This window comes from Streptomyces sp. NPDC058773 (assembly GCF_042746015.1).
In the GTDB taxonomy this organism is placed as follows: Bacteria; Actinomycetota; Actinomycetes; order Streptomycetales; family Streptomycetaceae; genus Streptomyces.
In genome coordinates this window covers 276,994-300,726 of the sequence record NZ_JBHYPE010000001.1, presented here as the reverse complement: position 1 = coordinate 300,726, position 23,733 = coordinate 276,994, and the positions used below count along the sequence as shown (strand labels likewise).

The following is a 23,733-nucleotide window of genomic DNA, read 5'->3' as shown; positions in this document are numbered from 1 at the left end:
CGGGCAAGGAAGCCGCAGGCAGAGGGGAAGCGGGGCCGGCCGGGAGCGGCCGTTGAAGTCAGGCCGTCGGCAGGTCCGGGCGACGCCGGCCGTGCCGTGTCGCGCCCTCGTAGGCGTGCCCCGCCTGGAGGACGGCGAGATCGGCGCGCGGCGGACCGATGAACTGCAGCCCCACGGGCAGACCGGCCGGGGTGAATCCCGCGGGGACCGAAAGGGCGGGCACACCGAGGACCGAGATGAGGTAGGCGGACCGCATCCAGTCCAGATAGTCGTGTGTCGGCCGGCCCGCGACCTCAAGCGGATACTCCAGCTCCGCGTCGAACGGCGTGACCTGACTGACCGGGGCGAGGAGCAGGTCGTACCGGGAGAAGAAGTCCAGCATCCCGAGGTAGAGCCGGCTGTGGTTCGTGGTGGCCGTGTGGAGGTCGGCCATGGTCAGCCGGCGGCCCTGCTCGATGTTCCGGACGATGGTGGGTTTGAGTGCCTGCCGGCCGGAGTCGAGCAGGTCACCGAGGGCGAGATCGAAGCTGTGCGCCCGCAGCGTACGGAAGGTCTCGTCGGCGTCCACGAGATCCGGGCAGGCGGCCTCGACACGGCAGCCGAGTTCTTGCAGGACCCTCAACTGGGGCTCCAGAACGGTGAGTACATCCGGGTCGGCCGGCGCGAATCCCCCGAGGTCGGGCGCCCAGGCGACACGTAGCCCGCGCAGCTCGCGGTCGAGCGGCACGCGGAACGCCGCTCCCGGGGTCTCCAGGCTGAGGGGGCAGCGCGGATCCGGACCGGCCATCGCCGACAGCAGCAGCGCGGTGTCGGCGACGGTCCGCCCCATGGGGCCCGCGACCGACAGGGTGTCCCAGAGGTCGCTGCCGGGGTGCGACGGGACGCGGCCCGGCGTCGGCCGCAGTCCCACCACATTGCAGAAGGAGGCGGGGTTGCGGAGTGAGCCACCCATGTCACTGCCGTCGGCGAGCGGCTGCAGCCCGGCTGCCAGCGCCGCGGCGGCTCCGCCACTACTGCCGCCCGCCGAACGCGTGAGGTCGTACGGATTGCGGGTGAGGCCGAAGACCGGGTTGAAGGTGTGCGAACCGGCGGCGAATTCGGGGACATTGGTCTTGCCGAGGCGGATGGCGCCCGCCCGCTGCAGCCGCTCGACCAGCAGATCGTCCTCGTCCGGCACATGGTCGGCAAAGAGCGGCGAGCCGTGTGTGGTGCGCATCCCGCGGGTGAGACGGGTGTCCTTGAAGGCGATCGGCAGCCCGTGGAGGGGCGGGACGGCGGCGCCCCGGACGAGGCGCTCGTCGGCGCGTGCGGCGGCGGCGAGGGCGCCTTCGGGGTCGAGGGTGACGAGCGCATTGACCGCCGGGTTGACCTGCTCGATGCGGTCCAGATGGGCCTGCACGAGCTCTCGGGCGGAGATCTCGCGGCGGCGCAGCCGGGCGGCGAGGTCGGTGGCATCGAGCAGATGGAGTGCGTCGGACATCAAGGACCTCCAGGGGCGCCGGGGAGACAGCGGTCGACCGGTGTGGTCATGGGCACGATCACCGATTCGGTAGCGTTGAGGCCACCATGGACACTCCCGGAATGATCTCCTGCGACGACGAACTGCGGAACTGGCCGGCCGACGAAGACGGGGCGCGGGCGGTCCAGGACAGGCTGCGGTCCTGTGTACGGCTCGACGAAGCGGGCCCGGAACCGGGGTTCGACGGCACCGTGGCCGGGGTGGACGTCGCCTACGACGACGAACGGAATGTCGTCGCCGCGGCCGCGGTCGCCCTGGACGCCCGCACCCGCGCCGTCATCGACCGGGCCACCGCCGTCGGGCAGGTCTCCTTCCCGTACGTCCCCGGCCTGCTCGCCTTCCGTGAGATCCCTACCGTGCTCGAGGCGCTCGGCCGCCTCGCCCGCACCCCTGACCTCGTGGTCTGCGACGGCTACGGGCTGGCACACCCGCGCCGCTTCGGGCTCGCCAGCCACCTGGGCGTGCTGACCGGGCTGCCCACCATCGGCGTCGCCAAGAACCCCTTCACCTTCCGGTACGCACCTCCTGGCCCGGACCGTGGCGCCACCTCGCCGCTTCTGGACGGGACCGAGGAGGTGGGACGTGCCCTGCGTACCCAAAAGGGCGTCAAGCCGGTCTTCGTCTCCGTGGGGCACCGCACGAGCCTGGACCGGGCCTGTGCGCACACCCTCCATCTGGCGCCCGATTACCGGCTTCCGGAGACGACCCGGGCCGCCGACGCCCTGTGCCGGCGGGCACTCGCCGACGCCTGACGGCGGGACCTGGTGCCGGGCCTCGGGCTACCGCTGGACGACGCCGAACGTGATGCCCGCTTCCTGGAGACGGGCCGTCAGCGCGTCCCCCATGGCCACCGCCGTCGTCACCTGGCCCGCGGTCTCCGGCAGCTCGTCGAAGGCCAGGCTGAGCGCCGATTCGGCGAGCATTTTCGCCGTCTCCTCATAGCCTGGGTCGCCCCCCGAGACCTCGGTGATCAGACGAGTGCCACCGCCGGAGGCGACGAAGCGCACCTTGAACCAACTACGGGCCCGACGCTCGGGGCTCGGCCCGTCGCCCGGCTCCAGACGCCCCGACAACCAGCGCCGCGCGGGCGGCACCTGAGCGAGTGCCCCCAGCACCCCCGCCCCCAGCGCCCCGCCGACGGCGACCGGCAGCCGCCGCACCCCCGCGTAGTGGCGGTAGCGGAAGTCGGGCCCGTAACGGTCCAGCGCGGCGGCCGAGCGGGCGACGATCTGCGGGTCGAGGGTCGGCAGTGGCACACCCCAGGTGCGCGTTTCACTGCTCCGAATGGGCGGGCCGAAGGGGGCGCTGACCGTACGGCCGGCCGGTCGGGGCTCGGCCCGCTGACGCTCGCGTGCGGCCCGTGCCATGGCGACCGGACGCGAGGCGGCGGTCAGCGCCGAGTTCAGCGTCCCGCCGGAGAACGTGGCGTTCGTCCGTACGAAGCCGTCGATGCGAACCGGGACACCTTCGGGCAGGAGCCCCACCGTGTAGTGGACGCCGAGGTCGTACGGGACGGAGTCGAACCCGCTGGCGTGCACGAGGCGCGCGCCGGATGTGCGGGCCGTCGCGTCGTGCTTCACATACATACGGTCGATGAATTCCGACTCACCGCACAGGTCGACATAGTCGGTGCCGGCCGCGGCGCAGGCCGCCACCAGCGGCTCACCGTGGATCAGATACGGCCCGACGGTCGTCACCAGCACCCGGGTACCGGCGGCGAGGTCACGCAGCGAGCCGGGATCGTTGCTGTCGGCCCGCAGCAGCGGCAGGTCGGCACAGGCCGGGTCGGACTCCGCCAACCGGTCGCGCAGCTGCTCCAGTTTGGCGGTGCTGCGCCCGGCCAGGGCCCACCGGCAGCCCTTGGGGACATGCGCGGCCAGGTAGGCGGCGGTGAGGGCGCCGGTGAAACCGGTCGCTCCATAGAGGACGAGGTCATAGGCCCGTCCGGAGGTGTCCTGCCGTGGCATCGCGCATCCTCTCGACCGCCCACCGGCCCTGGAGTCCGGACCCGGTCCGTCGTCGCACCCGTCAATGTCCGCTCCTGGCGGCCCTCTTGGCCGTTCTGTGGGTGGTAGGGAGTCTGGCATGCAGCCTTGACAGGTCGTCTCACGGGGGCCACATTCACCGTTGGCGCGATGACGTAGGACATCCCATGTCTGGTTCCATCGACTGCTGGAGGAGGCCGGGCCGCTGTGACGACGCTCCCCACGGACAACCCTGAGCGGACGCGGAGATGGTGGCAGGAGGTCAGCCCGCCCCAGTGGAAGGCGATGTTCGCCGCCTGGATCGGCTATCTCCTCGACGGTTTCGACTTCGTTCTGATCACGCTGGTGCTGACCGAAATCGCCGCGGACTTCCACCTGGACACCGCCACTGCCGCCTCGCTGATCTCCGGCGCCTTCATCACCCGCTGGCTGGGCGGTGCCGTCCTGGGGGCGGTGGGCGACCGCCACGGGCGCAAGTCCGCCATGATCAGCAGCATCCTGCTCTACTCGCTCGGCACCTTCGCCTGCGGATTCGCCTGGGACTACACCAGCCTGTTCGTCGCCCGGCTGGTGATCGGCGTGGGCATGGCGGGGGAGTACAGCGCGAGCGCGACCTATGTACTGGAGAGCTGGCCCACCCGATGGCGCAACCGTGCCTCCGGATTCCTGATCTCCGGTTACACGGGCGGCACGGTTGTCGCGGCCGAGCTCTACAAGTGGGTGGTGCCGCACTGGGGCTGGCGCTGGATGTTCTGGATCGGCGTGCTGCCCGTCCTGGTCGCCCTCTGGGTGCGCCGGGCACTGCCGGAGGCCGGGGACTGGGAACGGGAGATCGGCGCCGACGCCACCCGTTCGGCAGAGGGGCGCCCGAACCCCTTCCGGCCGCTGTTCACCGGCCGGGTCCGCTCCGGGGCCAACGCGGCCCTGGCGGTGGCCGCCTCGGTGGCGCTGTTCTGCGTCTTCACACCCTTAGGCGCGGGGTACGTCCCCTGGCTGTCCGCCGTCGCGGCGCTGTGCCTGACCGCTTTCGCCGCCCAGCTCGGCGGCCGCCGCGGATGGCTGCTGTACGTCTCCCTGATGGCGACGGTCTTCTGCGCCTTCCTCTACAGCTGGCCGATCCAGGCGCTGCTGCCCACCTACCTCAAGACCGGCCTCGGCTACGCCCCCGGGCAGGTCACCGACGTGATGTTCTACGCGGGCTTCGGCACCATGGCGGGCTGCTGGCTGGCGGGCTACACCGGCGACCGGCTCGGTACCCGGCGCGCCTACGCGGGCACCCTGCTCGCCTCGCTTGTCTTCGTCTTCCCGGTTTTCGCGGTGCGGGACAGCCTGCCCGCGCTCGGCGTGCTGGTCTTCGTGCTGCTCGCGCTCAGCCAGGGCATCTCCGGCATCCTGCCGAAGTACCTCGCCGGCCACTTCCCGACCGCCGCCCGGGCCGCCTCCGTGGGCTTCGTCTACAACGTCGGCGCCCTGGGCGGGGCGGTGGCGCCCGTCCTCGGCGCCCATCTGGCCGAAGGCATGCCCCTGGGGCGGGCACTCGCCGTGCTCACCTTCGGGCTGACACTCGTGGTCATCCTCCTGGTGGGCGGCAACGTTCCCCAGCGGCTGGGGCGTCTGGTGGGCCGTCAGGCGCCCGGCGATCACCTGGTACCGGCGGCCGGGGGAGCGGGGACCCGGCCCGAAGCGGCGTGATCCCGGCGGCTGGGGAAGTCCGACGGGGCGGCGGCGAGTTGCAGGTCGGACAGGGCGTCACGGATCCCCCGGCCGGCCCTCCGCCGGGCGCTCCGCGGGCCGTTGTCAGTGGTCGCCGTTAGCGTGGAATGCGTGGGCCGGCCCGCGCGTCCGAGCGTGCGGCCGGGCGGCAGCGCAGGGCGGTGTCGCAGGGGAACGGACATGGAGGAGCGCATGGCGAAGGCGGCCGGGCCGGCAGCGGTGCGGGAGCGGGTGCGCGCGTTCGCGCTCGGGCTTCCCGGCGCCGTGGAGGAGTTTCCCTGGGGCGAGAGCGTCATCAAGGTCAACAAGAAGGTCTTCGTCTTCCTCGGCGTCGACGACGGCAGCCATCCGCTCGGGGTCACCCTGAAGCTCACGGCCCCGGAGGCGCACGCCCATGCGCTGACCTCGCCCGGCGCCCGTCCCGCGGGCTACGGCCTGGGCAAGTCCGGATGGGTGCAGGTCCCCCTGACGGAATCGGGCGCACCGCCGGCCGAGCTGCTCTGCGACTGGGCGGAGGAGTCCTATCGCGTCATAGCCCCCAAGAAGCTCATCGCCGAGCTCGACGGGGCATAGCGCACAGCGGCGGCAGACGCGCAAGGGCCTGTGGCGGCGATGGCAGTTGAGCCTCGTCGGCACGGGCCTTTTCCGTGGTCGCCACTTGGCAGGGGGGCTTGTGGAAAGTGGAACACGTTCTTAACATCACGAGTGTTACATCAGAAGTGTCACAGTGCGGAAAGGCATGGGGCGCGATGGCAGAGCCAGGCAACGGCCCGCTGAGCGGCGTCCGGGTCGTCGAACTCGCGGGCATCGGCCCCGGCCCCTTCGCGGCCATGCTGCTGGCCGACCTCGGCGCCGATGTCGTCCGCGTCGACCGGCCCGGCGGCGCGGGACTGGGCGTCGATCCGGCCTACGACATCACCAACCGCAACAAGCGCTCCGTGCTGGTGGACCTGAAGAGCCCCCAGGGGGTGGCGCAGGTGCTCGAACTGGTCGAGCGCGCCGATGTGCTGGTCGAGGGGTATCGCCCCGGTGTGGCCGAGCGGCTGGGGGTGGGTCCCGAGGAGTGCCTGGCACGCAACCCCCGGCTGGTCTACGGCCGGATGACCGGCTGGGGGCAGCAGGGCCCGCTCGCCGACACCGCCGGACACGACATCGGCTACATCGCCATCACCGGCGCGCTCGGCATGATCGGCCCGCCCGACGGCCCGCCCGCCGTCCCCGCCAACCTCGTCGGTGACTACGCCGGCGGCTCCCTCTACCTCGTCATCGGAGTCCTCGCCGCCCTCCAGCACGCCCGCGCCGAGGGCGGAAAGGGCCAGGTCGTGGATGCCGCCATCGTCGACGGCACGGCTCATCTGACGGCGATGATCCACGGCATGCTGGCGGCCGGCGGCTGGCAGGACCGGCGCGGTGCCAATCTGCTCGACGGCGGGACGCCGTTCTACGGGGCCTACGAGACCGCCGACGGCGGCTATATGGCGGTCGGCGCGCTGGAGAAGCGGTTCTACGGTGAGTTCATCCGGCTGCTGGGCATCGAGGAGGAGGCGCCCAGCCGCGACGACCTCGCCGCCTGGGGCGACCTGCGTACCGCCATCGCCGCCCGCTTCAAGACCCGTACCCGGGAGGAGTGGACGGCCGTCTTCCAGGAGTCCGACGCCTGCGTGGCGCCCGTGCTCTCCCTGCGCGAGGCCCCGCGGCATCCGCATCTCGCCGCCCGCGGCACCTTCGTCGAGCACGGCGGGATCACCCAGCCCGCCCCCGCGCCGCGCTTCTCGCGCACCCCCGGCGCGGTCCGCAGACCCCCCGCGCAGCCCGGCGCGGACACCGAGGAGATCGCCCGCGACTGGCAGGCCCCCGGCCTCCTCCCCCCGTCACCGGCTCCCGGCGCCCCGCCCGCCGCCGGCCCGAGCGCCGCCGAGCAGAAGGACACCGCCGGCTGATGGAACCCGCCCGCCCCCTCCGGCACGCGGCCCACCCCCGCCGGACCGCCGACGAAGCCGCCGCCATGGACGGACTGCAAGCCCTCCGGGCCCGAAGCGGCCGGACCGCACCCGTTCCGCAGTCCGAAGCCGCTCCACGGGCCCGCCGGTACGTCCGCGACCGGACCACGGGTCGCCGTATTACGGACGGGTCGCGGCCCCACGCCCGCCCCGCCGCGGTGGCGCCCGCCCCGTTGAGCCGACGCCCGCCGAGTTCACCGACCCCGTCAAGCACCGGCTCCGAGGAGGGCCCGCAGACATGACCGCGCAGATGAAGCGCCAGATCTTCACCGAGGACCACGAGGCCTTCCGCGAGATCGTGCGGACCTTCCTGGCCAAGGAAGTGACGCCCCATTACGAGCAGTGGGAGAAGGACGGCATCGTCAGCCGGGACGCCTGGCGGGCCGCCGGCAAGCAGGGGCTGCTGGGGCTGGCGGTGCCGGAGGAGTACGGCGGGGGCGGGCAGCAGGACTTCCGCTACAGCGCGGTGCTGGCCGAGGAGTTCACCCGGGCCGGCGCCGCCGGGCTCGCCGTGGGCCTGCACAACGACATCATCGGCCCCTATCTGACGACCCTCGCCACCGAGGAGCAGAAGCGCCGCTGGCTGCCCGGCTTCTGCAGCGGCGAGATCATCACCGCCATCGCCATGACGGAGCCCGGCGCCGGCTCCGACCTCCAGGGCATCCGCACCCACGCCGAGGACGCCGGCGACCACTGGGTCCTCAACGGTTCCAAGACCTTCATCTCCAACGGCATCCTCGCCGACCTGGTCATCGTCGTGGCCAGGACGACACCGGAGGGCGGGGCGCACGGACTGAGCCTGCTGGTCGTCGAGCGCGGAATGGCGGGCTTCGAGCGGGGCCGCAACCTCGACAAGATCGGCCAGAAGTCCCAGGACACCGCCGAGCTGTTCTTCCACGACGTACACGTCCCCAAGGAGAACCTGCTCGGTGAGCTGAACGGCGCCTTCGTCCATCTGATGACCCACCTCGCCCAGGAGCGGATGGGCATCGCGGTCGCCGGTATCGCCGGCGCCGAGTACCTGCTCGAGATCACCAGCAGCTATGTCAAGGAGCGCGAGGCGTTCGGGCGGCCGCTGGCCAAGCTCCAGCACATCCGCTTCGAGATAGCCGAGATGGCCACCGAATGCGCCGTCACCCGCGCGTTCCTCGACCGCTGCATCGCCGACCACGCAGCCGGGGAACTGAACGCGGTGCACGCCTCGATGGCCAAGTGGTGGGCCACCGAGCTGCACAAGCGGGTCGCCGACCGCTGTCTGCAACTCCACGGCGGCTACGGCTATATGGCGGAATACCGCGTGGCCAGGGCCTTTACCGACGGCCGTATCCAGACGATCTACGGAGGGACCACCGAGATCATGAAGGAGATCATCGGACGCTCCCTCCTCGACTGACCCGGACCGCCCCCGGTCCCCCCGCTGCCCCTCCTCCACCCTCATGCGAAAGGCTTCCTGACTTGAGTACCGAAGCGTACGCATACGACGCGATCCGCACCCCGCGCGGCCGCGGCAAGGCCAACGGCGCACTGCACGGCACCAAGCCGATCGACCTGGTCGTCGGCCTGATCCACGAGGTGCGCCGGCGCTTCCCCGGGCTCGACCCGGCGGCCGTCGACGACATCGTGCTCGGCGTCGTCGGACCGGTCGGCGACCAGGGCTCCGACATCGCCCGGATCGCGGCGATCGCCGCCGGGCTGCCGGACACCGTCGCCGGCGTCCAGGAGAACCGCTTCTGTGCCTCGGGCCTGGAGGCCGTCAACATGGCCGCCGCCAAGGTGCGTTCGGGCTGGGAAGACCTGGTCCTGGCGGGCGGCGTCGAATCCATGTCGCGGGTCCCGATGGCCTCGGACGGCGGCGCCTGGTTCGCCGACCCGATGACCAACTTCGACACCGGCTTCGTCCCGCAGGGCATCGGCGCCGACCTGATCGCCACCATCGAGGGCTACACCCGCCGGGATGTCGACGAATTCGCCGCGCTCTCCCAGGAGCGCGCCGCCGAGGCGTGGAAGGACGGCCGCTTCGACCGCTCCGTCGTCCCGGTGCGCGACCGCAACGGCCTCGTCGTCCTCGACCACGACGAGCACATGCGCCCCGGCACCACCGCCGACTCCCTGGCCGGCCTCAAGCCGTCCTTCGCCACCATCGGCGACGCCGGCGGCTTCGACGCGGTCGCCCTGCAGAAGTACCACTGGGTCGAAAAGATCGACCACGTCCACCACGCCGGCAACTCCTCCGGCATCGTGGACGGCGCGGCGCTGGTAGCCATCGGCTCCAAGGAGGTCGGTGAGCGCTACGGCCTGACCCCGCGGGCCCGCATCCTCTCCGCCGCGGTCTCCGGCTCCGAGCCCACGATCATGCTCACCGGCCCCGCGCCCGCCAGCCGCAAGGCCCTCGCCAAGGCCGGGCTGACCATCGACGACATCGACCTCGTCGAGATCAACGAGGCCTTCGCCGCCGTCGTGCTGCGCTTCGTCCGGGACATGGGCCTGAGCCTGGACAAGGTCAACGTCAACGGCGGCGCCATCGCCCTGGGCCACCCCCTCGGCGCCACCGGCGCAATGATCCTCGGCACCCTGATCGACGAGCTGGAGCGGCAGGACAAGCGCTACGGCCTGGCCACCCTCTGCGTCGGCGGCGGTATGGGCATCGCCACCGTCATCGAGCGCCTCTGACCGCCCGTCCCATCCCCCTTACGGAGAAGCCACAGTGAGCGAGTCCCCTGCGTCGTCGACCATCCGCTGGGAACAGGACGAGACCGGCATCGTCACCCTGGTCCTGGACGACCCCGACCAGTCCGCCAACACCATGAACAATGCCTTCAAGGCCTCCCTGACCGCGGTCGCCGACCGCCTGGAGGCCGAGAAGGACAGCGTCCGCGGCATCATCTTCACCTCCGCCAAGAAGACCTTCTTCGCCGGCGGCGACCTGCGCGACCTGATCGCCGTCACCCCCGAGAAGGCCGAGCAGGCATTCGAGGCGGGCAATGGCATCAAGCGCGATCTGCGGCGTATCGAAACCCTCGGCAAGCCCGTCGTCGCCGCGATCAACGGCGCGGCGCTGGGCGGCGGCTACGAGATCGCGCTCGCCTGCCACCACCGCATCGCGCTCGACACCCCCGGCACCAAGATCGGCCTGCCCGAGGTCACCCTCGGTCTGCTGCCGGCCGGCGGCGGCGTCACCCGTACGGTGCGGCTGCTCGGCATCGCCGACGCGCTGCTGAAGGTGCTGCTCCAGGGCACCCAGTACAACGCCACCCGCGCCAAGGACGCCGGTCTGATCCACGAGGTCGCGGCCACCCCCGAGGAGCTGCTCGCCAAGGCCCGCACCTTCATCGAGGAGCACCCCGAGTCCCAGCAGCCGTGGGACGTGAAGGGCTACCGCATCCCGGGCGGCACCCCGGCGCAGCCGAAGTTCGCCGCGAACCTCCCGGCGTTCCCCGCCAACCTCAAGAAGCAGCTCAACGGCGCCCCCTACCCCGCCCCGCGCAACATCCTCGCCGCGGCGGTGGAGGGCTCCCAGGTCGATTTCGAGACCGCGCAGACCATCGAGGCGCGCTACTTCGTCGAGCTGGTCACCGGCCAGATCTCCAAGAACATGATCCAGGCGTTCTTCTTCGACCTGCAGGCCGTCAACTCCGGCGCCAACCGCCCCAAGGACATCGAGCCCCGCAAGGTCGAGAAGGTCGCGGTGCTCGGCGCCGGAATGATGGGCGCGGGCATCGCCTACTCCTGCGCCAGGGCCGGGATGCAGGTGGTCCTCAAGGACGTCTCCCTGGAGGCGGCCCAGAAGGGCAAGGCGTACTCGGAGGGGCTGCTCGCCAAGGCGCTCTCCCGGGGCCGTACGACCGAGGAGAAGCGCGACGAGCTGCTGGCCCGCATCACGCCGACCGCCGAGCCGGCCGACCTCGCGGGCTGCGACGCCGTCATCGAGGCGGTCTTCGAGGACGTAGGCCTCAAGCACAAGGTCTTCAAGGAGATCCAGCACATCGTCGCGCCCGACGCGCTGCTGTGCTCCAACACCTCCACGCTGCCGATCACGACCCTGGCCGAGGGCGTCGAGCGCGACCAGGACTTCATCGGTCTGCACTTCTTCTCGCCGGTCGACAAGATGCCGCTGGTGGAGATCATCAAGGGCGAGCGGACCGGCGACGAGGCGCTGGCCCGCGCCTTCGACCTGGTCCGCCAGATCAAGAAGACCCCGATCGTCGTCAACGACTCCCGCGGCTTCTTCACCTCCCGCGTCATCGGCCACTTCATCAACGAAGGCGTGGCGATGATCGGCGAGGGCCTCGACCCGGTCTCCGTCGAGCAGGCCGCCGCCCAGGCCGGCTACCCGGCCAAGGTGCTGTCCCTGATGGACGAGCTGACCCTCACCCTCCCGCGCAAGATCCGCGAGGAGACCAAGCGGGCGGTCGAGGAGTCCGGCGGCACCTGGCAGCCGCATCCGGCCGACGCCGTCATCGACCGGATGGTCGACGAGTTCGGCCGGCCCGGCCGCAGCGGTGGGGCCGGCTTCTACGAGTACGGCGAGGACGGTAAGCGCACCGGTCTGTGGCCGGGGCTGCGCGAGCACTTCACCAAGAAGGACGCGGCCGTCCCGTTCCTCGACATGCAGGAGCGGATGCTCTTCTCCGAGGCGCTGGACACCGTCCGCTGCTTCGAGGAGGGCGTGCTCACCTCCGTCGCGGACGCCAATATCGGTTCCATCCTCGGCATCGGCTTCCCGGGCTGGACCGGCGGCGTGCTCCAGTACATCAACGGCTACCAGGGCGGCCCGGGGCGGGAGGAGCTCGTCGGTCTGCCCGGCTTCGTGACCCGCGCCCGTGAGCTTCAGGAGGCCTACGGAGACCGGTTCGCGCCGTCCGCGCTGCTGGTCGAAAAGGCCGAGAAGGGCGAGAAGTTCAGCGACTGACCGGGCAGGGGCGGGCCCCGGCGGCCCGCCCCTCACCCCTCGGAGGTGTGGTCCCCCTGGCCCCGGTCACCCTCCCTACCGAATGACTCCCGCAGCTCCTGTTTCATCGACCGCTGAAAGGCGGTCACCAGCGCCTGCACCACCATCGGCTGCATATGGGCCGAGAGCGACTTCATCCGCGCCATCTCGTCCTCCTCCGGTCCGCCGCCCCGGTTCGGCTCCCACACCTCGTCCTTGAAGAGCCGGCTCAGTTCCCGGGCCGCCGAGCGGGTGTGCTCGATGACGACGCTGCGTGCCGCGAGGATGGTCTCCAGGGAGATCGGGACGTCCAGCAGCCGGGTGCCCAGGTGCAGCAGCCCCGGGTCGACGCGGAAGACCCGGGGATCATCGGTCCGTACGAGCACACTCATGGCCGCCAGCCGGTCCAGATCCTCTTCGGTGAGCGCCCGGCCGACCCGCCGCTCCAGCTGGTCCCGGGTGGCGTCCTCGGCCTTGTCCGGGATCCAACTCGCCACCAGCGCCCGGTGGATGGCCAGATCCTGGGCGCTCAGATCGGGCGGCAGCTGCTCCAGATAGCGTTCGATCGCGGACAGCGTCAGGCCCTGGTGCTGGAGCTCCTCGATGAGGGCGAGCCGTGAGAGATGGTCCGGTCCGTAGCGGCCGACCCGGCGGGGCCCGATCTCCGGCGGTGGCAGCAGACCGCGCGTGCTGTAGAAGCGGATCGTGCGGACCGTGACGCCGGCGCGGGCGGCCAGTTCGTCGACCGTCAGGTCGGTGGCGGGCTCCATCATGTTCAACAGTATTGCTGTCTCACCACTCCTGTGAAACCTCCGGGACGCCGTTCACCCGTGCACGGCTCTTGCTGCGTCCGGTGCCCGTGCCCGACCCTTCTCGGTGGGGGCGCCGAGCGCCTTCACGGCGATGCCGGCCGGTGCGGGAGTCGCCCGGTTACGCCGATTGTGCGAATCGGAGCGGAACGAGCTGTTGCGAAGGAGAACGCAGCTCGCAACCGATCTGAACAGGTCAAGAAATCCTCCTTTCCGGCCGACGGCTGACGCCCGGAATCGGGTGAACTGACGCCCTCCTTGAAATTGATGTGCCAGGAAATTCACTACAAATACGGACAAATCTTGGATGGCCTATACACGATGTGATCTTGCCCACAGACGGGGGAGGGCTCTTCAGGGAAGGTGTGCCGTCGGCCGTCCACGCGATCTGCGGGACTTCTAGGCCATGGCTTCAGCGCCTGCCCGAAAGCGAGATACACCAGCAGTGAGCACAGAAACCGTCACCGAGACAGCCCACAGGTCACCTGACGGGGGGAGCGGCGCGCAGCAGGATGCGGGCGACGCGGGCTACAGCAAGGGCCTCAAGGGCCGGCACGTCAATATGATCGCCATCGGTGGGGCGATCGGTACCGGCCTCTTCCTGGGCGCGGGTGGCCGACTGCACTCCGCCGGCCCCGCCCTGGCCATCGCCTACGCGGTCTGCGGCCTCTTCGCCTTCTTCGTCGTACGGGCCCTGGGCGAGCTGGTGCTGCACCGCCCGTCGTCCGGTTCGTTCGTCTCCTACGCCCGGGAGTTCCTCGGGGAGAAGGGCGCGTACGTCGCCGGCTGGATGTACGTCGTCAACTGGTCGACGACCGGTATCGCCGACATCACCGCGATCGCGCTCTACACGCACTACTGGAGCCTGTTCACCGATATCCCGCAGTGGGTCATGGCGCTCATCGCGCTCGCGGTCGTGCTGACGGTGAACCTGATCTCGGTGAAGATCTTCGGTGAGCTGGAGTTCTGGTTCGCGATCATCAAGGTCGCGGCGCTGGTCGTCTTCATGTTCATCGGCATCTTCCTGCTGGCCACCCAGCACCCGGTCGGCGGCCACACACCCGGGCTGGATCTGCTCACCGACCACGGTGGAATCTTCCCGACCGGTCTGCTGCCCGTGGTGATCGTGCTCCAGGGTGTCGTCTTCGCCTACTCCGCGGTCGAGCTGGTCGGTGTGACCGCCGGTGAGACCGGTGAGCCGGAGAAGGTCGTGCCGAAGGCCGTCAACTCCATCATGTGGCGGGTCGGCGTCTTCTACGTCGGCTCGGTGGTCCTGCTGGCGATGCTGCTGCCGTGGAACAAGTACGTCGGCGGCGAGAGCCCCTTCGTCACGGTGCTGTCCAATGTCGGTGTGCCGGCAGCGGGCGACGTGATGAACCTCGTCGTGCTGACCGCGGCGATGTCCAGCCTGAACTCCGGCCTCTACTCGACCGGCCGCATCCTGCGCTCCATGTCGATGGCGGGCTCCGCGCCCAAGTTCGCCGGCCTGATGAACCGCAACCAGGTGCCGTACGGCGGCATCATGCTCACCTCCGCGGTGTGTGTGCTGGGCGTCGCGCTCAACTACGTCGTGCCGGGCGAGGCGTTCGAGATCGTGCTGAACATCGCGGCGCTGGGCATCATCAGCACCTGGTGCACGATCATGGTCTGCCACATGGTGTTCGTGCGCCGGTCGAAGGAGGGCGTGGTCGAGCGCCCGCGCTTCCGGCTCCCCGGTACGCCGGTCACCGACATCGCGACCATCGTCTTCCTGCTCGGTGTCATCGTCCTGATGTGGTTCGACGACGGCGTCGGCCGGCAGACCGTGATGCTGATCCCGGTCATCGCCGTGGCGCTGGTCGGCGGCTGGTTCGCGGTACGCGGCCGGGTGCGCCGGATCGCCGAGGAGCGCGAGCTGTCGAAGTAGTCACGCACTGATCGCCTGCGTCATCGAGGGCGGTCGCGGAGGCCGGAAGGCATCCGCGACCGCCCTTTCGCATGGGCGCGCTTCCGGCGTCCGCGGCGGCGTCCTGGGTCCGGCCCGACGGCCGCGGACGATTGTCAGTGGGTGCCTCTACCGTGGATGCATGACTGAGAAGACGGGGATCTCATACGTCAAGGGGGACGCCACCGCGCCGCAGGGCACGGGCGTCAAGGTGATCACGCATATCTGTAACGACCTGGGCGGCTGGGGCAAGGGCTTCGTGCTCGCGCTCTCCCGGCGCTGGCCGGAGCCGGAGGCCGCCTACCGACGGTGGCACCGCGAGCGTGCGCGGAACGACTTCGGGCTGGCAGCCGCGCAGTTCGTCCGGGTCGGCGACCGCCTGTGGGTGGCCAATGTCGTCGGACAGCGGGGCATGCGTACGGGCAGCAAGGGCGCCCCGGTGCGGTACGAGGCGATCGACGCCGGGCTCGGCCGGGTCGCGGCCATGGCCCAGACGCTGGGGGCATCCGTCCATATGCCGCGCATCGGCTGCGGGCTGGCGGGCGGGAAGTGGTCCCGGGTGGAGCCGCTGATAGCCGAGCGGCTCACCCGGCGCGGCATACCGGTGACGGTCTACGACCGCTGATCTTGCCCCCACCCGCCCGCTGTTCAGCCGCCGAGCAGTGGAGAGTGCGCGGATGACCACCGCCACAAGGGCCAGGGGTGTATCTGGGTACACCCCTGCCAGGTATCCAGGGGCAATGGCGGCGGACCCGCCGGGCGGCATCGTCGATGCCATGCAAAGCAAATCTGTCGACATCAGGGCGATGGTCCTGTTCCTCGCCGCTGCCTTTCCGGCGGCCGGAGCGCTGGGCGCGCTCCAGCCCGCGACCCGGATACCCGGTGAAGTCATCCAGCTGACGCAGTTCGGGCCCGCACTCGGGGTGGGGCTCGCCGCGCTCCTGTGGCCGGGGCGGGTACGGGAACTGCTCGCCGGCCCCGTGCCGGGCCGCAGCGGCAAGGTGCTGCTGCTCGTCACGGCGCCGCTGATCATCGCAGTGAGCGTTGGTGCGTACGCGGCGCTCACCGGGGACGCGCGCTTCACGTGGCCGGGTGCCCCGTTCCTGTTGATCGCCGTGGCGCAGCTGATCGGCGCGTGCGGTGAGGAGATCGGATGGCGCTGCTTTCTCCAGCCGCTGCTGCGCACGCGCTTCGGCCCGCTTGCGGCATCGGCCGCAGTGGGTGTGGTGTGGGGCGTCTGGCACGTCCAGGTTTTTGCCCAACACCCCGTGTACGCAGGGGCGTTCATGGTGGCGGCGGTGTCCATGTCGGTCGTGATGGGGTGGGCCCTTGAAGGGGTGCGGGCGGCCGGACTGCCGCTCGCAGCGGGCTTTCATGCTCTGATCAACCTCGGCATGCTGCTGTTCATGGATGAGGAGTCCGGCGCGGTGCTCCCCATGGTGTTGTTCGGCGCCTCGTGCCTGGCAGCGGCGGGACTGTGGACGTGGACGAGCGTCGGCAGGCCGCGGACGGCGGGGGCGCCACCGGCTAGGATCCCTCCGGTCATGGACGATGTTCGATAAGCCACGGGCGATCGGCTGCCGCGCCGGTGTCGCCCTCGGGCGGTGCCAGCTGGTGAGCCTGCATGCCCTCGCGGCGTCGGCGGCGGGCTCGCTGGTGGTCCTCGCCCTGCTGCTGGTCCCCGTCGGCGTGGGCTTCCGGCTGCTGCCGCCCGCCGCGCGGGCCCTGCGCGCACTGTCCGATCGTTCCCGTTCACGAGCCGACCGGTGGACGGGCGTCCGTATCGGTCCACCGGGACCTCTCCCGGTGGACCGTGCCCGCAGCGCCCGCCAGAAGTCGGGCGCGATCATCGCCGACGAGGGGTTCTGGCGCGACCTGGGGTGGGCCTGGCTGGAGCCGGTGGCCGGCGGGCTCCTCGTCGCCGTTCCTCTCGCCCTGGTCGAGTACGGGGCGTTCGGCGCGCTGGTGCAGCCGTTCATCTGGCGGCTCATCGACGACGGCAACTGGTACGCGTTCATCCCGGTGCACAGCACCGCGACCATGTGTGCCGCGCTGTTGCTGGGCCTCGCATTCGTGGCCGCCGGACTGCTGGCCGCACCCGCCACGCTCCGGCTGCACACCCGGATGAGCCGGCCGCTGCTCTCCGCGCCGCGCCGCATCGAGCTCGCCCGGCGGGTCGAGCGGCTCACCGACACCCGTATCAGGGCCCTGGATGCTCAGGCTGCCGAACTGCGGCGCATAGAACGGAATCTCCACGACGGGGCGCAGGCCCGGCTGGTCGCCCTGGGCATGACGCTGGACCGTGCCACCCGCCTCCTGGAGACGGACCCGGCGGCGGCTCGCGAGCTCCTGCTGGACGTCCGTCGAACGTCCGAGGGGGCCTTGCAGGACCTGCGCGAACTGGTGCACGGCATCCACCCGCCGGTCCTCGCCGACCGGGGCCTGGGTGACGCCGTCCGGTCCCTGGCACTCGACAGCTTCCTCGATGTCCATGTCGAGACCCAGCTGCCGGACCGGCTCCCGGCGCCGGTCGAGTCCGCCACCTACTTCGCGGTGAGCGAGACGCTGGCGAACGCGGCGAAGCACTCCGGGGCCCGCCAGGTCGGCATCGCCTTGACCTACGCGAACGGCCTGCTGCGCGCAACCGTCACCGACGACGGTCACGGCGGCGCCGACCCCTCACGTGGTACCGGACTGGCCGGTGTGCGCCAGCGATTGGATACCTTTGACGGCACCCTTGAGCTGCACAGTCCGCAGGGCGGACCCACCACCGTGACGATGGAGATTCCGTGCGCGTTGTCCTCGCCGAAGACCTCTTCCTCCTGAGAGACGGGCTGACACGCACACTCCAGGAACACGGCTGCGAGGTTGTCGCGGTGGACAACGGCCCGTCCCTGCTCCGCGCGCTGCTCGACGACGGGGACCTGGCACCGGATGTCGCCGTGGTCGACGTGCGGCTGCCGCCGACCTTCACCGACGAGGGCCTTCAGGCCGCACTCGAAGCCCGTCGCCGGCGGCCCGCACTGCCCGTCCTCATACTCTCCCAGTACGTCGAGCAGTTGTACGCGCATGAGCTGCTGGCCGGTGGCGAGGGCGCCGTCGGATATCTGCTCAAGGACCGGGTGACCCACACCGAGCAGTTCATCGACGCGGTCCGCCGCGTGGCTGCCGGCGGCACAGTGATGGACCCTCAGGTCATCTCCAGACTGCTGTTGCGCAGTGATGCCCGAGGCACAACAGGCAGCCTGACACAGCGCGAGCGGGACGTCCTCGAGTTGATGGCCGAGGGCAGGTCCAACGCCGCTATCGCCGCCGGGCTGCACATCAGCGAGAGCGCTGTCGCCAAGCACACCGCGAGCATTTTCACCAAGCTCCGGATCAGTCCGTCGGCGGATGACAACCGCAGGGTGCTCGCCGTCCTGGCCTATCTCAAGCGCTGAGCCGCTCCGGCGCGGAGCTCGGCGGGCTCTGGTCGGCGGTCCCTGGCGGGCACATTCACCGGACCGCGGGCCGAGCCGCAGAAGGAACACGAGGCGTTGCCGCACCACGCGCGGCCGCTGCCGGCCCGTGCCGCCGCACGTCAACCAGGGACGGCGGCGTCGCGGGCCGTGTGGACGGCGGCCAGGGCGGTGACCGTGCTCTGGGTCCAGGACATCAGCGTCCGTTCGCGGTCCGACGGGTCGTCGCAGGCCGGGCGGCCGAACGCGCCGCACGCATCCTGCTGGGCGAGCAGGAAGGAGAGAGCGTCGCGGGTGATGCGGTGCTGCGCCGGCCCGGTGCGAGCCGAGTCCCGGACGAAGCCGGCGATATGCCCCAGGTGGTAGTTCTTCCAGGCACCGGGCAGGTCGGCGACGGCCGTCTCGGGCGTCAGGGACGGTGCGGCGACTCCGTCGGTCAGCGCGGCCGCACGCTGTGCGGGGAGCAGGCCCAGGCCGACGAGGCGTTGGACGTTGGCCACCGCCTGCGGCGGCACCCGGTCCAGGAGTTCCACGGCGGCGACGGTGGACTTGAGGAACAGGTCGAGGGAAGCGCAGGTGATCCCGTGAGCCCGCAGACCGGACGCGAACTCACCGACGACCTCCATCCCGTTCCGCTGCCAGATGTCCGCGTCGGCGTCCGCGAGACGTGCGGCGAAGTCGAGGAGCAGCGGGCGGGCCAGTTCGGGTTCGCCGAGGGCTTCGGCCGCGTGCGCGACGGCCGCCGCAGCGGGGAGGCAGGTCTCCGGGGTGTGGTGCAGGCTCGTGTCCGCCAGCCACTGCACCGCCCGCCGTAGCGGCTGCTCCACGGAGGGGCGGGGCTTCGGCGCGGGCGGACGGGGACGCCGCACCACCCGGGGGCTGCGGTCCAGGAGTGCTGCCAGGGCCGCGACGATGGTGGTGTGGTAGCCGGTGGCCCAGTGCCGGTAGGCGTCGTCGCCGTCGGCGAGGCCCGGGTGGACCACCCCCGGCGGCCCGTTGACCCGGCCGTCGGCCTCCTGCGTCGCGCTGAGGAACTCCCAGGCCCGGCGCGCCTCCCCGGAGTCCCGCACCCCGAGGCACAACAGACAGCAGAGGAGTTCCCCCACCAGGTCGGCGTTCTCCTGGCCGAGGGTGAGCACGAGGAGCGCTTCGAGCAGCTCCACCGCCGCGCCCGGATCGAATCCCTGCGGCCAACGGGGCTCGCGGAGACCGAAATCCGTGGCGTAGAAGAGCGTGTGGGTGAGGGCGTAGATATCGCGATCGGTGAGCTTGAGGACGTTCGGTCCGTTGCAGAGCAGGGTGAACGGCAGGACCTCGTCCACTGCGGGCAGCGCGTGCGGAACCCCGCACAGCTCCAGGGTGTGCAGCAGATCGAGCTGCCGGTAGGGAATCCGCTCGAAGACCGCCGCATAGCCGCCGGCCGCGGCCTGCGTGATCAGTTGCCGGAACTCCGGGTCCTCGCGTCCGCAGAGCCGGAGCGCCGCATAGGTGCCCGCGTACAGCAGGAGGGCGGCTTCGTCCCGGGCGACCAGTTCCCGGTAGGAGGGGCGGGCCGCGATCTGCTCGACCTGATCGAGGAGGGCGGCGTAGTCGCCGTCGAGTGGTTCCGGGTCGAGGCGTGCCCGCAGTCCCACGAGGAAGGCGGTTTCGATGAGGGCCTTACGGGCGAACAGCACCCGGCCCGTGGCCACTTCGGCCGGGTCGATCAGGTGGCGGCGCGCAGCGAGCCAGGCGACCGCCCGGGTCTCCACCGCGCGCCTTTGTGACGATCCGTCACCGGGCTGCGTCGTGTTCACGGAAATGCCTCCCGGCGATCGGCGTGGTCGATGGCTCAGTTGCCCGCGGTGGAGTCGTCGTCCGCGACCTGGTTGGCGACCACGAGTACGTACCGCTCCCAGGCGAGTACGTAGCCGGCCACATCGTCGAGTTGGCTGACCTGGTCGACGACTTGCTGGAGCGGAACGGACAGGTCGACGAGTCCGCTGGTCCTCAGGAAGTCGAGTGCCTTACGGGCATCAACCGGCGGGGGACAGGGCGGGGGACAGGTCATGAGTTGCTCCTTTCGGGTGGTTCGGATGAACATTGCGAGTGTCGCGTTCCGTATCCCCCATGTCACTAACTGTTTCTAGTGGGAAAAGTGGGGATTTGAGCGCCCCAGCTCAGCGGATTGCCCGACGGGGAAACCACTCGTGAAGGTGAAAATTGGCCATGGGATCAAGGTGATTTAGGTGGGGCGATGGCGCACGGCCGGGTGTCGAGTGACGGCGTACACTTCGCGGCTCGCCCGGCGGGCCAGGTCCGGGGCGCCGTCGCGAGGGGTGCGGCAGGGGCGCGTGGGGCGGCCGACGGGTCAGTCGGCCGGCCGAGCCAACTGGCCCGTTTTCGATGCCCGTTCGCGCGGTGACGGAACTCCGCCGGCTGGTGCGTCCCGCTGTGCCTGCCTGCGTCCAGCTGCACCCGTCCGCGTTCAACTCGCGGGTCAGGGTGGCCGTGTTCGATATTCTCCTGGCTGAGTAGGGCCAGGTCGCAGAGGTGTTGACGGGTGGCTCCGCCGCACTGTGGGGCACCGTGGGCTGCGTCCCGGCGTGCCGGGCGCGTACGGGGCGCGTCCCGGGCGCCTGCCGGGTGCGCGGTGGCGTCGCGTGGAGCGGGGCCCGCGTCCGCCGGTCGCGGAGCGTCACCGTATGATGATTAATACCATGAATGCGGTAAAAAATGACCCGAAGCCCCCACCGGTCGGAGGTGTGCTCTGGTCGCTGGCCGGGGACATCCGTATGCTGCTGACCCTGCCGCCCGCGCTGGCCATGCAGGTCGCGCACCCGGCGGTGGGTGCCGGCGTCGACGACCACTCCGTTTTCCGTACGGACCCCTGGGGGCGCGGCGAGCGGTCGCTGGCCTCACTACAGCTGTGGGTGTACGGCGGGGAGGCCGCGGCCGCGGAAGGGCGCCGGCTGCGCGCGCTGCACAAGACCATCCAGGGGACCGACGCACACGGCCGCGCCTACCACGCGCTGACCCCCGCCTACTACGCCTGGGTGCATGCCACGGGCTACCCCGTCTTCCGGCATGCGCAGCAGTATCTCGGCCGCCCCTTCACCGAGGCGCAGGAGCGGCAGCTGTACGCGGAGTGGCTCCAGGTCGGCCGGATTCTGGGCATCCATGACCGCGATATGCCGCAGACCATCGAGGAGTTCTGGCCTTACTACCGCAAGGTCCTCGAGAACGAGCTCGAAGAGACCGTCGTGGTCAAGGAGTTGCTGGAGACCGATCCGCCGTTGCCGGTTCCCGACCGCGGGCCGCGGTGGCTGCGGCTGCTGCTGCGACTGTCCTGGCCGTGGCTGCGCCCGCGGTTCGCCCGCGTCCGGCGCTTCGTCACGATCGGACTGATGCCGCCGGACGCCCGGCAGGCCATCGGGCTGGAGTGGACGGACGCCCAGGAGCGCAAGCTGCGCCGGCTCGGGCGGGTCGTGCGCGCCGTGGTGCCGGTGCTGCCCGAGCGGCTGCGGTTCATGCCGACCGCGCGGCGGGCCCGGCAGGCGGCCCGGTCGTCAGGAGCCGGCGGTACGCACATCGCCCCGCGCGCATAACGGCCCGGCGCGCGCAGGGCGATGCGGGGCACACGGGCAGACCCGGCGCGCGCACGGAGCCGGGCGATCCCCGCCCGGCTCCGTCTCGTCCAGCGCCCGTCCCCTGTCTCAGCGCCCGTGCGCCGGCTCAGCGTCCGTTTTGCCCGCTCAGTGCCCGTGTACCTCGCGTGTGGCCGCGATCTGCTTCCACGACTTGGGCTGGGCGACCGGGCCGTGCTGCGCGCCGAGGGCCCGCTTGGCGGTGCCCGCCGTCGGCTTGGACGGCTGGAAGAGCCAGGTGTCGAAGAAGCCGGCCAGCTTCTTGCCGGTCTTCTTCTCGGCGAACGCCACGAAGTCGGCGACCGAGGCGTTGCCGTACCTGTTCTCCGTCGGCCAGGTCTTGAGGAGGTCGAAGAACGCCTTGTCGCCGACCTTGTTGCGGAGCGCCTGGAGGGTCAGCGCACCGCGGTCGTAGACCGCGCCGTCGAACTGGTTCTCCGCGCCCGGGTTGCCCGGCTTGACCGTCCAGAACGGGTCATCGGCCGGGTGCTGGGCGTAGACGTAGTCCGCCAGCTCCTGAGCGGTGCCCTCGCCCTCCTTCTCCGACCACAGCCACTGGCTGTAGGCGGCGAAGCCCTCGTTGATCCAGATGTCCTTCCAGTCCTTCAGCGAGACGCTGTCGCCGTACCACTGGTGCGCCAGCTCGTGGACCACGACGGACACATTGGCGCCGCGGTCGAAGGCCTTCTTGCCGTAGAACGGGCGGGTCTGGGTCTCCAGCGCGTACCCGGCCGGGACGTTGGGGACGTAGCCGCCGACCGCGTTGAAGGGGTAGGGGCCGAAGACGGTCTCCAGCCATTCGACGGCCTCGCTGGTGCGCTCGATGCTCGCCTTCGCCGCGCCCTCGTTCGCGCCGAGATCCTTGCTGACGGCGTTCAGCACCGGCAGGCCGTTCGCCGTCTTGTCGGTGGTGATGTCGAACTTGCCGACGGCCAGCGTCGTCAGATACGTCGCCTGCGGCTTGTCCGAGCGCCAGTTGTAGCGCGTCCAGCCCAGCTTGGAGGACTGCGAGGCCAGTACGCCGTTGCTCAGCGCCTGGGTGCCGTCCGGGACCGCCACCGAGACGTCGTACGTCGCCTTGTCGGTGGGGTGGTCATTGCTCGGGAACCACCACACGGCGGCGTCCGGCTCCTGGGCGATCACACCGCCGTCGGGGGTGCGGGCCCAGGCGCTGTAGTTGTCTATCTTCAGCTCGGAGGGCTTGCCCGCGTAGCGCACCACGACGCTGATCTGCTTGCCCTTCTCCAGCGGTGCGGCCGGAGTGACCTCCAGCTCGTGCTTGCCGGAGGTGGCGAAGGAGGCCTTCTTGCCGTTGACCCGGATCTCACTGACCTTGAGGCCGAAGTCCAGGTTGAAGCGGGAGAGGTCCTGGGTGGTGGTGGCCAGCAGTGTGGCCGTGCCCTCCAGCAGGTCCGTCCTGGGCTGGTACCTGAGTCGCAGATCGTAGTGGGAAACGTCGTATCCGCCGTTTCCGCTCTCGGGGTAGTAGCTGTCGCCCACACCCGGAGCGCCCGGTGTGAAGTCGGCCGCGGAGGCCGGAATCGCCAGCAGCAGGCTGAGTGCGGCGGCGCCCGGGACGAGGAGTCTGTGACGCACGAGTCCTCCAACTCGTAGGGGGGATGGCTCTGTTCAGACCCTATGTACTGCGCCCGGTCGGCGTCATGTACATGGCTCGATCTGACACATGACCGACATGAACCACCATCCGTCACTCGGGTCCGAGCCGGACGTGGCGGCGCGCACACGCCAGGGGCATCCGGGCCACCCGCGCG

The 23,733-nt window shown here is 70.7% G+C and carries 19 protein-coding genes; 13 read left to right on the top strand and 6 right to left on the bottom strand.

The features are described 5' to 3' along the window. Positions 1-58: 58 nt before the first annotated feature. On the bottom strand, positions 59-1,480 hold the full coding sequence (locus ACFW5B_RS01315) for an amidase (protein WP_386431321.1): 1,422 nt from the start codon (positions 1,478-1,480) through the stop codon (positions 59-61). An 86-nt stretch (positions 1,481-1,566) separates the two neighbouring features. Between ACFW5B_RS01315 and ACFW5B_RS01310 the strand changes: the two genes are divergently transcribed. Continuing rightward, entirely contained in the window at positions 1,567-2,271 is a 705-nt protein-coding gene (locus ACFW5B_RS01310; protein ID WP_386431318.1) for an endonuclease V, read from the top strand. 27 nt (positions 2,272-2,298) lie between these two features. On the opposite strand, the gene ACFW5B_RS01305 is transcribed toward ACFW5B_RS01310, so the two are convergent. Then, positions 2,299-3,486 (bottom strand): saccharopine dehydrogenase family protein, encoded by a 1,188-nt coding sequence (locus tag ACFW5B_RS01305; RefSeq protein WP_386431315.1) that lies wholly within the window; start codon positions 3,484-3,486, stop codon positions 2,299-2,301. 303 nt (positions 3,487-3,789) lie between these two features. On the opposite strand from ACFW5B_RS01305, the gene ACFW5B_RS01300 reads away from it, so the two are divergent. From ACFW5B_RS01300 to ACFW5B_RS01275, 6 genes are all read left to right on the top strand, one after another. Next, positions 3,790-5,196 carry an MFS transporter gene (locus ACFW5B_RS01300; protein ID WP_386431700.1) on the top strand — a complete coding sequence of 469 codons (1,407 nt, stop codon included), beginning with the start codon at positions 3,790-3,792 and terminating at the stop codon, positions 5,194-5,196. 201 nt (positions 5,197-5,397) lie between these two features. Then, a complete protein-coding gene (locus ACFW5B_RS01295; RefSeq protein ID WP_386431312.1) occupies positions 5,398-5,790 on the top strand; it encodes an MmcQ/YjbR family DNA-binding protein in 393 nt (130 codons plus the stop codon). Positions 5,791-5,966: 176 nt separating this feature from the next. Then, positions 5,967-7,157 carry a CaiB/BaiF CoA transferase family protein gene (locus tag ACFW5B_RS01290; protein ID WP_386431310.1) on the top strand — a complete coding sequence of 397 codons (1,191 nt, stop codon included), beginning with the start codon at positions 5,967-5,969 and terminating at the stop codon, positions 7,155-7,157. Between the two features lie 310 nt (positions 7,158-7,467). Next, a complete protein-coding gene (locus ACFW5B_RS01285) occupies positions 7,468-8,610 on the top strand; it encodes an acyl-CoA dehydrogenase family protein (RefSeq protein WP_386431697.1) in 1,143 nt (380 codons plus the stop codon). Positions 8,611-8,672: 62 nt separating this feature from the next. Beyond that, positions 8,673-9,887: an acetyl-CoA C-acetyltransferase gene (locus ACFW5B_RS01280; protein WP_386431307.1), complete on the top strand. Its 1,215-nt coding sequence runs from the start codon at positions 8,673-8,675 to the stop codon at positions 9,885-9,887. Positions 9,888-9,921: 34 nt separating this feature from the next. Continuing rightward, the gene (locus tag ACFW5B_RS01275; protein ID WP_386431304.1) at positions 9,922-12,126 is read left to right on the top strand and encodes a 3-hydroxyacyl-CoA dehydrogenase NAD-binding domain-containing protein; all 2,205 of its coding nucleotides are present in this window, start codon (positions 9,922-9,924) and stop codon (positions 12,124-12,126) included. A 32-nt stretch (positions 12,127-12,158) separates the two neighbouring features. On the opposite strand, the gene ACFW5B_RS01270 is transcribed toward ACFW5B_RS01275, so the two are convergent. Then, the gene (locus tag ACFW5B_RS01270; RefSeq protein ID WP_386431301.1) at positions 12,159-12,917 is read right to left on the bottom strand and encodes a MerR family transcriptional regulator; all 759 of its coding nucleotides are present in this window, start codon (positions 12,915-12,917) and stop codon (positions 12,159-12,161) included. Between the two features lie 481 nt (positions 12,918-13,398). Between ACFW5B_RS01270 and ACFW5B_RS01265 the strand changes: the two genes are divergently transcribed. The 5 genes from ACFW5B_RS01265 (at position 13,399) to ACFW5B_RS01245 (ending at position 18,317) form a co-directional block, all read left to right on the top strand. After that, positions 13,399-14,859 carry an amino acid permease gene (locus tag ACFW5B_RS01265; protein WP_386431298.1) on the top strand — a complete coding sequence of 487 codons (1,461 nt, stop codon included), beginning with the start codon at positions 13,399-13,401 and terminating at the stop codon, positions 14,857-14,859. Positions 14,860-15,019: 160 nt separating this feature from the next. Then, positions 15,020-15,502: a macro domain-containing protein gene (locus tag ACFW5B_RS01260; RefSeq protein ID WP_386431295.1), complete on the top strand. Its 483-nt coding sequence runs from the start codon at positions 15,020-15,022 to the stop codon at positions 15,500-15,502. 115 nt (positions 15,503-15,617) lie between these two features. Further along, a complete protein-coding gene (locus tag ACFW5B_RS01255; RefSeq protein WP_386431292.1) occupies positions 15,618-16,439 on the top strand; it encodes a CPBP family intramembrane glutamic endopeptidase in 822 nt (273 codons plus the stop codon). Then, a complete protein-coding gene (locus ACFW5B_RS01250; RefSeq protein ID WP_386431289.1) occupies positions 16,429-17,703 on the top strand; it encodes a sensor histidine kinase in 1,275 nt (424 codons plus the stop codon). The genes ACFW5B_RS01255 and ACFW5B_RS01250 overlap by 11 nt, the downstream gene beginning before the upstream one ends. After that, a complete protein-coding gene (locus ACFW5B_RS01245; RefSeq protein ID WP_386431286.1) occupies positions 17,667-18,317 on the top strand; it encodes a LuxR C-terminal-related transcriptional regulator in 651 nt (216 codons plus the stop codon). Before ACFW5B_RS01250 ends, ACFW5B_RS01245 begins: the two co-directional genes overlap by 37 nt. Before the next feature lie 140 nt (positions 18,318-18,457). Here the strand turns inward: ACFW5B_RS01245 and ACFW5B_RS01240 are convergent, their stop codons facing one another. Both ACFW5B_RS01240 and ACFW5B_RS01235 read right to left on the bottom strand, forming a co-directional pair. Further along, a complete protein-coding gene (locus ACFW5B_RS01240) occupies positions 18,458-20,131 on the bottom strand; it encodes a DUF6895 family protein (protein ID WP_386431283.1) in 1,674 nt (557 codons plus the stop codon). A 35-nt stretch (positions 20,132-20,166) separates the two neighbouring features. After that, positions 20,167-20,385: a hypothetical protein gene (locus ACFW5B_RS01235; RefSeq protein ID WP_386431280.1), complete on the bottom strand. Its 219-nt coding sequence runs from the start codon at positions 20,383-20,385 to the stop codon at positions 20,167-20,169. 649 nt (positions 20,386-21,034) lie between these two features. Between ACFW5B_RS01235 and ACFW5B_RS01230 the strand changes: the two genes are divergently transcribed. After that, positions 21,035-21,922, top strand: coding sequence for an oxygenase MpaB family protein (locus tag ACFW5B_RS01230; RefSeq protein ID WP_386431277.1), 888 nt, complete (start codon positions 21,035-21,037; stop codon positions 21,920-21,922). Between the two features lie 147 nt (positions 21,923-22,069). Here ACFW5B_RS01230 and ACFW5B_RS01225 read toward each other — a convergent pair whose 3' ends face one another. Further along, a complete protein-coding gene (locus ACFW5B_RS01225; protein ID WP_386431274.1) occupies positions 22,070-23,557 on the bottom strand; it encodes a M1 family metallopeptidase in 1,488 nt (495 codons plus the stop codon). Between the last annotated feature and the right edge of the window lie 176 nt (positions 23,558-23,733).